General features: G+C 42.0%; 8 protein-coding genes. All 8 read right to left on the reverse strand.

All coding sequences use genetic code 11. The features are described from left to right. Positions 1-8: 8 nt before the first annotated feature. A complete protein-coding gene (gene trmB / locus INF20_RS08010; RefSeq protein WP_318959514.1) occupies positions 9-1,898 on the reverse strand; it encodes a tRNA (guanosine(46)-N7)-methyltransferase TrmB in 1,890 nt (629 codons plus the stop codon). Between the two features lie 14 nt (positions 1,899-1,912). Further along, positions 1,913-2,713: an energy-coupling factor transporter transmembrane component T family protein gene (locus tag INF20_RS07370; protein ID WP_226385731.1), complete on the reverse strand. Its 801-nt coding sequence runs from the start codon at positions 2,711-2,713 to the stop codon at positions 1,913-1,915. Then, on the reverse strand, positions 2,706-3,572 hold the full coding sequence (locus INF20_RS07375; protein WP_226385732.1) for an energy-coupling factor transporter ATPase: 867 nt from the start codon (positions 3,570-3,572) through the stop codon (positions 2,706-2,708). Before INF20_RS07375 ends, INF20_RS07370 begins: the two co-directional genes overlap by 8 nt. Beyond that, on the reverse strand, positions 3,557-4,408 hold the full coding sequence (locus tag INF20_RS07380) for an energy-coupling factor transporter ATPase (protein WP_226385733.1): 852 nt from the start codon (positions 4,406-4,408) through the stop codon (positions 3,557-3,559). Before INF20_RS07380 ends, INF20_RS07375 begins: the two co-directional genes overlap by 16 nt. Positions 4,409-4,463: 55 nt before the next feature. Continuing rightward, positions 4,464-5,156, reverse strand: coding sequence for a type I 3-dehydroquinate dehydratase (gene aroD / locus INF20_RS07385; protein ID WP_226385734.1), 693 nt, complete (start codon positions 5,154-5,156; stop codon positions 4,464-4,466). Positions 5,157-5,178: 22 nt separating this feature from the next. Then, positions 5,179-6,078, reverse strand: a complete 900-nt coding sequence (locus tag INF20_RS07390; RefSeq protein WP_226385735.1) for a DMT family transporter — start codon at positions 6,076-6,078, stop codon at positions 5,179-5,181. After that, complete coding sequence (locus tag INF20_RS07395) at positions 6,079-6,729, reverse strand: YczE/YyaS/YitT family protein (RefSeq protein ID WP_226385736.1); 651 nt, start codon at positions 6,727-6,729, stop codon at positions 6,079-6,081. It lies immediately after the preceding gene. Between the two features lie 176 nt (positions 6,730-6,905). Further along, the coding region (locus INF20_RS07400) for an IS3 family transposase (RefSeq protein ID WP_226385737.1) at positions 6,906-7,115 on the reverse strand (210 nt) is incomplete at its 5' end.

Here is a 7,115-nt window from a genome sequence, read left to right on the forward strand (position 1 = left end):
ATCACTTTTTAACCAAGCACCTCTTTAAGAGCTTTAACAGTTTTAACGCACTGTTCTTTACTTATGGACGCAACGGAAATTCTGATTCCCTTTGCAAGAGGCACTACAAATATTCCCTTATCTGCTAGTTTGTTGCTTATATCATCAGGATCTTCACAGGCTACACATACAAAGAATCCCGAAACAAACGGTACGATATCCAGACCTTCCTTAGCAGCGGCCTCTTCAAACACCTTACCTCTTTCAAGAAGCATATCTCTAAAATCTGCTCTTTCTTTTCTCACGATATCAAGAGTTTTTTCATCGCCGAAGATATTAGCTATCACCTGCTGTCCGCTTCTGTTGCAGTTGGACCATGTATTTCTTGCGGAAAATTCGCATACCTGCTTAAATTCGGCAGCAATTTCCTCTGTTGCAGCCATACATATCATGGCACCTGTTCTCATGCCGTAGGAAGTAAATGTCTTAGATGCACTGTATCCTATAATGGCCAGCACATTTTCTTTAAGGTTATCTAACTTAGGCAGGAATTCTCTAACTTCCTCCGGGTCACCTGCAAAGTCGATATATGCCACATCCACAAAGAGGGCTACCGGAACTCCCTTAAGTCTATCGTCATTAAGTATTTCAACAACCTTATCCCACTCTTCATTGTCAAGGGCGTATCCCGTAGGATTATGTGCCGGTGTATTCAAAAGAATGCAAACATCTCCCTGGGCCTCTGCAACTTCATATACCTTTTCCGCAAAGCCCTTTATATTGAATTTACCATGCTCGTCAAAGAGTTCATATGTATCAAGGGTTCTTCCCTGTTCTGTACAGATTGTGCTATATGGAGACCAATACCAGTCGCAGGTTATAATTCTATCTCCAGGTTTTGAATAATTGGATACGGTATTTCTGATTCCTCCTGTGCCTCCAGGAGTTGCCACCACTTCAACAAATCTCTTAGGTGAATAATCGTGAAAAACGGCCTTTACCATTGCTTCCTTAAAAGCCGGAATGCCTCCTATAGGTGCATATTCAGCATAATCCGCACCCTTAAGGCTTCTTATTTCGTCCACCACCGACTGCATAACGGCAAGGTCGCCATTGTCGTTGAGGAGGGCTCCTATGGTTGCATTGATGACCGCATCCTTTCCCTTTTCTTCGATCATCTTTTTAGCTCTGCCATTTAAAGCGAAGATTTTATCTTCCTTTGGCATAACTCTTCCGTTTTCCTGTGCCAGGATCATATTACCGCCTCCTAATCCAATTTTTACATAATTTATATTTTTACCCCGGCCTGCAAATTTCTTTTCATATTCTGTAAGAATATTATCCTTCGCAAATTCCGAAGCGTGCAAATCTCTTGTCATTTCCTCTATATGATATCCCAGAGCTCCGACTTCTTCCAGTGTAAAATCAAAAAGATCGTCATTATCAGTTTTAAACCTTATAAATCCTCCGGGCTTTATTATATTCCCATATCTTTTAAGATAGCCTCTGTGGGTCAGTCTTCTTTTGGCATGTCTTGCCTTTGGCCACGGATCACTGAAGTTCAGGAAAATACCATCGACTTCATCTTTTTCAAAGAATTCTCTTATATCTTCAAGTCTCAGACTGATAAAGAGGAGATTTTTAAGTTCCGCTTTTTCCGCCTTGTCCATAGCTTTTACGATAACGCTTTCCTGTCCTTCGATTGCCACATATGCAGCATCCGGATGAACTTTGGCATTTTCGGTTATAAAGCGTCCCTTTCCACAGCCGATTTCTATATATAAAGGAGCATCATTTGAAAGACCTCTTTCTGCAAAAAGTTCTTTCCATTTTCCTTTAAGTTTTTCAGGCTCCTTTATAAACCAACTGTCCAGCCTAGCCTTTCTTTCATCAAGGTCCTTAAGTCGTCTCTGTCTCAATTTATACCTGCTCTCTATAAAAATACTCTCACAGCAATGGACATGGCCATAAATGCTGCAATTAAAATTCCTGCAACGGCATCGGCCTTTTTATATTTCATACTGGTCATACGCGTCCTCTTATCACCGCCGTTATAGCATCTAGCTTCCATGGCCATAGCCATATCCTGGGCAATACGAAATGCACTTATGAACAACGGCACCAAAATAGGTATAAGCTGTTTTGCCCTGTGAAATATATTACCGCTTTCAAAATCCGCTCCCCTTGCCTGCTGCGCCTTCATTATCTTGTCTGTTTCCTCTAAAAGAGTAGGGATAAATCTCAATGCTATGGTCATCATCATGGCCAGCTCATGAGAAGGCAGACCTATCTTTGAAAAAGGTTTCAGCAAATGCTCAATACCGTCTGTAAGGTTAATAGGCTTTGTGGTCAGCGTCAAAAGGGATGAACCGATAATGAGAAGTATAAGTCTTATTGCCATAAATGTGGCCTGATAAATACCTTCTCTGGTAATATCAAATATCCATATCTCCGCTACCACTTCACCGCTTACCATAAACAGGTTGAGCACAAAGGTGAATATTATTATAAAGAATATCGGTTTAAGTCCCCTGAGCATAAACTTAAGGGGAACCTTGGAAACTTTTATTATTGCTGCAAGGCATATTACCGCTGCAGCAAATCCCACAAATTTGTTTATAACAAACAGAGCAATTATATATATAAGAGTTCCTATGATTTTAATTCTTGGGTCCAGTCTGTGTATTACCGAATCTCCCGGATAGTACTGGCCCAGTGTAATATCTCTAATCAACGGATTTGCCTCCTCTGATGTAATCAAGTATTAGCTTTTCGGCTTCGTCTATATCGAAAACTCCGTCTGGCATTTCCACGCCTTTTTGTTTGAGCTCATAGAGCATCTGCGTAACATCGGGCAGATCTAGGCCCATGCTTCTGAGCATATCAGCTTCCGCAAACACCTCTTTAGGTGTACCTTGAAGCACACATTTGCCACCGTTCATAACCAGCACCTTGTCGCACAGCCTTGCCACGTCGTTCATGTTATGAGAAACAAAAACCGTAACATTTTTTTCTCTCCTATGGATGTCGACAATCATCTCAAGAACATCCCTATGAGCCTTAGGATCCAGCCCCGCCGTAGGTTCATCCAATATAAGCACCTCTGGTTTCATTGCAATAACACCTGCAATCGCAACTCTTCTTTTCTGACCTCCAGAAAGATCAAAGGGGCTCTTTTCCGCAAACTTATCATAATCTAGGCGTACCAAATCCATGGCTTCTCTGACACGGCGGTTTATTTCCTCCTCATCAAGACCGAGATTTTTAGGGCCAAAGGCAATGTCCTTTGCAACAGTTTCTTCAAATAGCTGATACTCCGGATACTGAAAAACCAATCCCACTCTCTTTCTTATATCAATCATGGAAACGCCTTCCCCGGTCAAATCTATCCCGTCGACGATTATGCTACCCTCCGTAGGCTTTAAAAGTCCGTTAAGGTGCTGTATCATCGTGGATTTACCGGAGCCAGTATGACCTATGACGCCGACAAACTGTCCGTCTTCTATATTAAATGACACGTCATCCAGTGCCACCGATTCATAAGGCAGTCCCGGGCTGTATATATGTGTTAGATTTTTTACCTGTATTGACATATGAATTCTACCATTTTCTCCGTATCTATAACATCTGCCGGAACATCTATTCCGTCATCTCTGAGGCGCATGGCCAGTTCAACTGCCATCGGCACCCCAAGGCTCATCTCCTTAAGTTCCTTTCCGTGGGAAAAGACTTCCTGAGGAGTTCCATCAAGCTTTACCTGACCGCTGTCCATTATTATAACTCTGTCAGCCATGGCAGCTTCCTCCATAAAGTGAGTAATCAGTATCACCGTTATACCCTCTTCATGAAGTTCTTTTATGATTTCCATTACTTCTCTTCGGCCTTTAGGGTCGAGCATAGCTGTCGGTTCATCAAATATGATACATTCCGGCTTCATGGCAACAACGCCGGCAATGGCAATCCTCTGCTTTTGTCCTCCAGAAAGCATGTGCGGTGCCTTATTTCTGAACTTGCCCATATTAACCGCTTCAAGGGCATTGTCCACTCGCTGCCTTATTATCGCCGGATCTACTCCGAGATTTTCAGGCCCGAAGGCCACATCATCCTCCACGATGCTGGACACTATCTGGTTGTCCGGATTTTGAAATACCATTCCTGCGGTCTGTCTTACATCCCATATATGCTCAGGATCCTTTGTATCATATCCCTTAACATATACCGCGCCTCCCGCTGGAAGCAGCAGCGCGTTTATATTCTTTGCCAAGGTGGATTTACCAGATCCGTTTTTTCCGATTATGGCTGTAAAGGAGCCTTTTTCTATATCAAAGCTCACATTATCAATCACCGTATCTGCAACTGTACCGTCTTCATGGTGATATGAAAATATGAGGCCTTCTATTCTTATGAGTTTTTCTGTTTCTCCGCTCATGTTTAAATTCCTTTGCGTAAAATTTTACCGAAATATTATATAACATTTTCCGGCTTTATTCAATTTCCATCTGTCCTGTATTGCTATTTTCATCATATCCGCTACCAACAGGCTTAACGAAATTGATGCAGCTTCCAATGGAATCCCCTTCTTTTCTCGTTTTCTGTCCGAGCTCTCCCATGGAAATTGCTATCAGATCTCCTATTTTTTCATGGGCTAAAGATGCACCCCTTATGAGTTTTTCAACATCCTCTTCACTATTAGGCGTAAATGCAACTTTAGGTATATCTGCACCGATATATTTCATCCTGCATAAAAGAAGTTCTATATCTCTGGCTTCTTCCGTAAAGGACAAATCGTGATAGCTTACAATAACTCCGATACCACGCTTTTTTGCCATAACCGCAAGCATCCTTACATTTGCATCGCTACCGCTTCCTGCAAGCTCAATATCAATATATGCAGGCTTTATCTCGGATATTATCTTCCTTAAAGCAGCATTATATTCAGAAACAGATAATTCCTTTTTGCCTCCTTGAGTTTTTGTCCTCAGGGTTACTATAACGGGACGATTTCCCGCAGCCTTTCTTATCTCGTTCCATGCGTTAATAAAGGAATCACTGCGGATTTTACCTTCTATGCAATCCATTCTCCATTCCAGCATATCGCACTTCATCTCTGTGGTCTTTCGTGCCTCTATTATGCTTTCCTCCAGAGAAGTTGCCATTATCGGAATACATATTTTCATCGCTAACGCTCCTTTTTAATAATCAATCACCCTTCATGGACAGTATTATAACCGCGATAATTATAATAGCTATACCAATAACTTCCGGCATTGTAAAAGCTACGCCCATCATAAGAACTGTAGCCACCGTGGCCGTAACCGGTTCCACCGATGCTATAAGACTGGCAGTTTGCGCTCCTGTAAGTCTTACGCCTTCCATATAAAAGGCAAAGGAAAGTATTGTACCTACTATAACCACAACCGCCAAGGCTCCTACCGCCTTCCAGTCCCAAGTCCCTATAATGTGCCAAGGTCTTACATATGCTGCCATCATAATTCCCGCCAGCAGCATTCCCCAGCCGATTACGCTGAGTGTTCCGTATTTTGCCATAAGATTTACTGGTATAAGATTATACGCAGCCAAGGCAATCGCTGACAAAATGCCCCATACGAGAGCCGTTGGAGATATATTAAGAGAAGTCACATCTCCCTTCGTTGCCAAAAGGAAAACTCCTGCCATTGCCATAATTAAGGCAAGCACCTGCATAAACTGCGGCTTTCTCCTATACCTTATACAGAAATACACCATTATCATCGCCGGACCCGTATACTGTATTACCGTTGCAGTGCCCGCGTTTGAAAATTGTACGGCAGTGTAATAGGCCAGTTGGCATAATCCCATTCCAAATATAGCAAAAAGAAAAATAGTAGGTATGTTTTTCTTTTCTTTCCATAGGGCAAATACCTGCTTTTTTTCCTTTATCATTACCGGAATCAAAAGCATTACTCCCGCAAGCAAAAGCCTCACGCTGACAAGCCACTTAGCATTCAGTCCGTGATTAACAAACAGATATTGTCCAAAGACTCCTGCAAGTCCCCAGAATATCCCTCCTATTATGGCAAATATCATGCCTTTGTATTTCTGCGCTTCTGTTCTTTCCATCTATCTCCTCGCAACAATATAATTCATAAGTCGTCTTGTGTGTCTGTTAAGCTGCTTTGTGATAAATCCTACAAACAGCGCCGCTGCCACAGTGCCCTCTCGAACGCCTTCCACGGTTCCTAGCACGCTCCAAGAAACTGCTATGGATATCACCACGAGGCTTACATCAAAGACGATTTTCATATTTCCGAATTTTATCGGAGCCACACGACATACTGCCAACACAACCCCTTCACCTGCAAGCATAACAACACCTGCAGCCACCTCCATGCTGACGCCCACAGCTACCAGCACTATACCTATTATGCAAAGCAGCCACTGCTGCAAATAATTTGAATAACCTACACCGTCCACTATCCACAGTGCAAGGTCGGTCAAATAGCCGAATACAACCGCCACTGGCAGCTGCATTAGCTGTATCGGTTCATATTTCCTTCTTAAAATTATAATCTGAAGTATTATGAACACCACATGCATGGCTATTGTAGCCTGTCCTACCGACAAAGGGCTTATAAGGCTTGTCACATAAGGGAAACTCGAAATTGGTGATGTTCCGAGATTTGCCTTAATCGAAAATGATACACCGAACGCCATTACAAATAGTCCGGCCACAAAAAATGCGTATCTTTTTATCAGTTCACCGACACTCATTTTGCGCTCTATAATACATACCATCTCCTTTCAAGCCGATGTGAAAATTATACCATACAATTAGAAATGGCAAAACCCGGATGTAAATGCATATATAAAAAAGGGACATATCAATGAGGCGACCCCCAAAAGTTAGACTTTTTAGCGTAGCAGTTATTTAAGCTGCTACGCTATTTTTATGCAGCAATAGTTGTAAGCCTGTATTCAACAGGACTTTTCCAGTCTAACTTCTCTTTAATACGTTTTTCATTGTAGTATTTAATATATTTTTCAATTGATTCCTTTAACTCTTCATAACTGTAGTAGGTGTTCCCATAGTACATTTCCTGCTTCAATATACCAAAGAAGTTCTCCATAACAGAATTATCGTAACAATTCCCTTTACG

It is taken from the genome of Gallibacter intestinalis (assembly GCF_014982745.1).
GTDB lineage: Bacteria > Bacillota > Clostridia > Peptostreptococcales > Anaerovoracaceae > Gallibacter > Gallibacter intestinalis.

What these genes read in the sequence shown, in the direction of transcription:
- aroD (WP_226385734.1), bottom strand. Translation starts at nt 5,156, where the DNA reads ATGAAAATATGTATTCCGATAATGGCAACTTCTCTGGAGGAAAGCATA.
- INF20_RS07380 (WP_226385733.1), bottom strand. Translation starts at nt 4,408, where the DNA reads ATGAGCGGAGAAACAGAAAAACTCATAAGAATAGAAGGCCTCATATTT.
- INF20_RS07375 (WP_226385732.1), bottom strand. Translation starts at nt 3,572, where the DNA reads ATGTCAATACAGGTAAAAAATCTAACACATATATACAGCCCGGGACTG.
- INF20_RS07395 (WP_226385736.1), bottom strand. Translation starts at nt 6,729, where the DNA reads ATGAGTGTCGGTGAACTGATAAAAAGATACGCATTTTTTGTGGCCGGA.
- INF20_RS07390 (WP_226385735.1), bottom strand. Translation starts at nt 6,078, where the DNA reads ATGGAAAGAACAGAAGCGCAGAAATACAAAGGCATGATATTTGCCATA.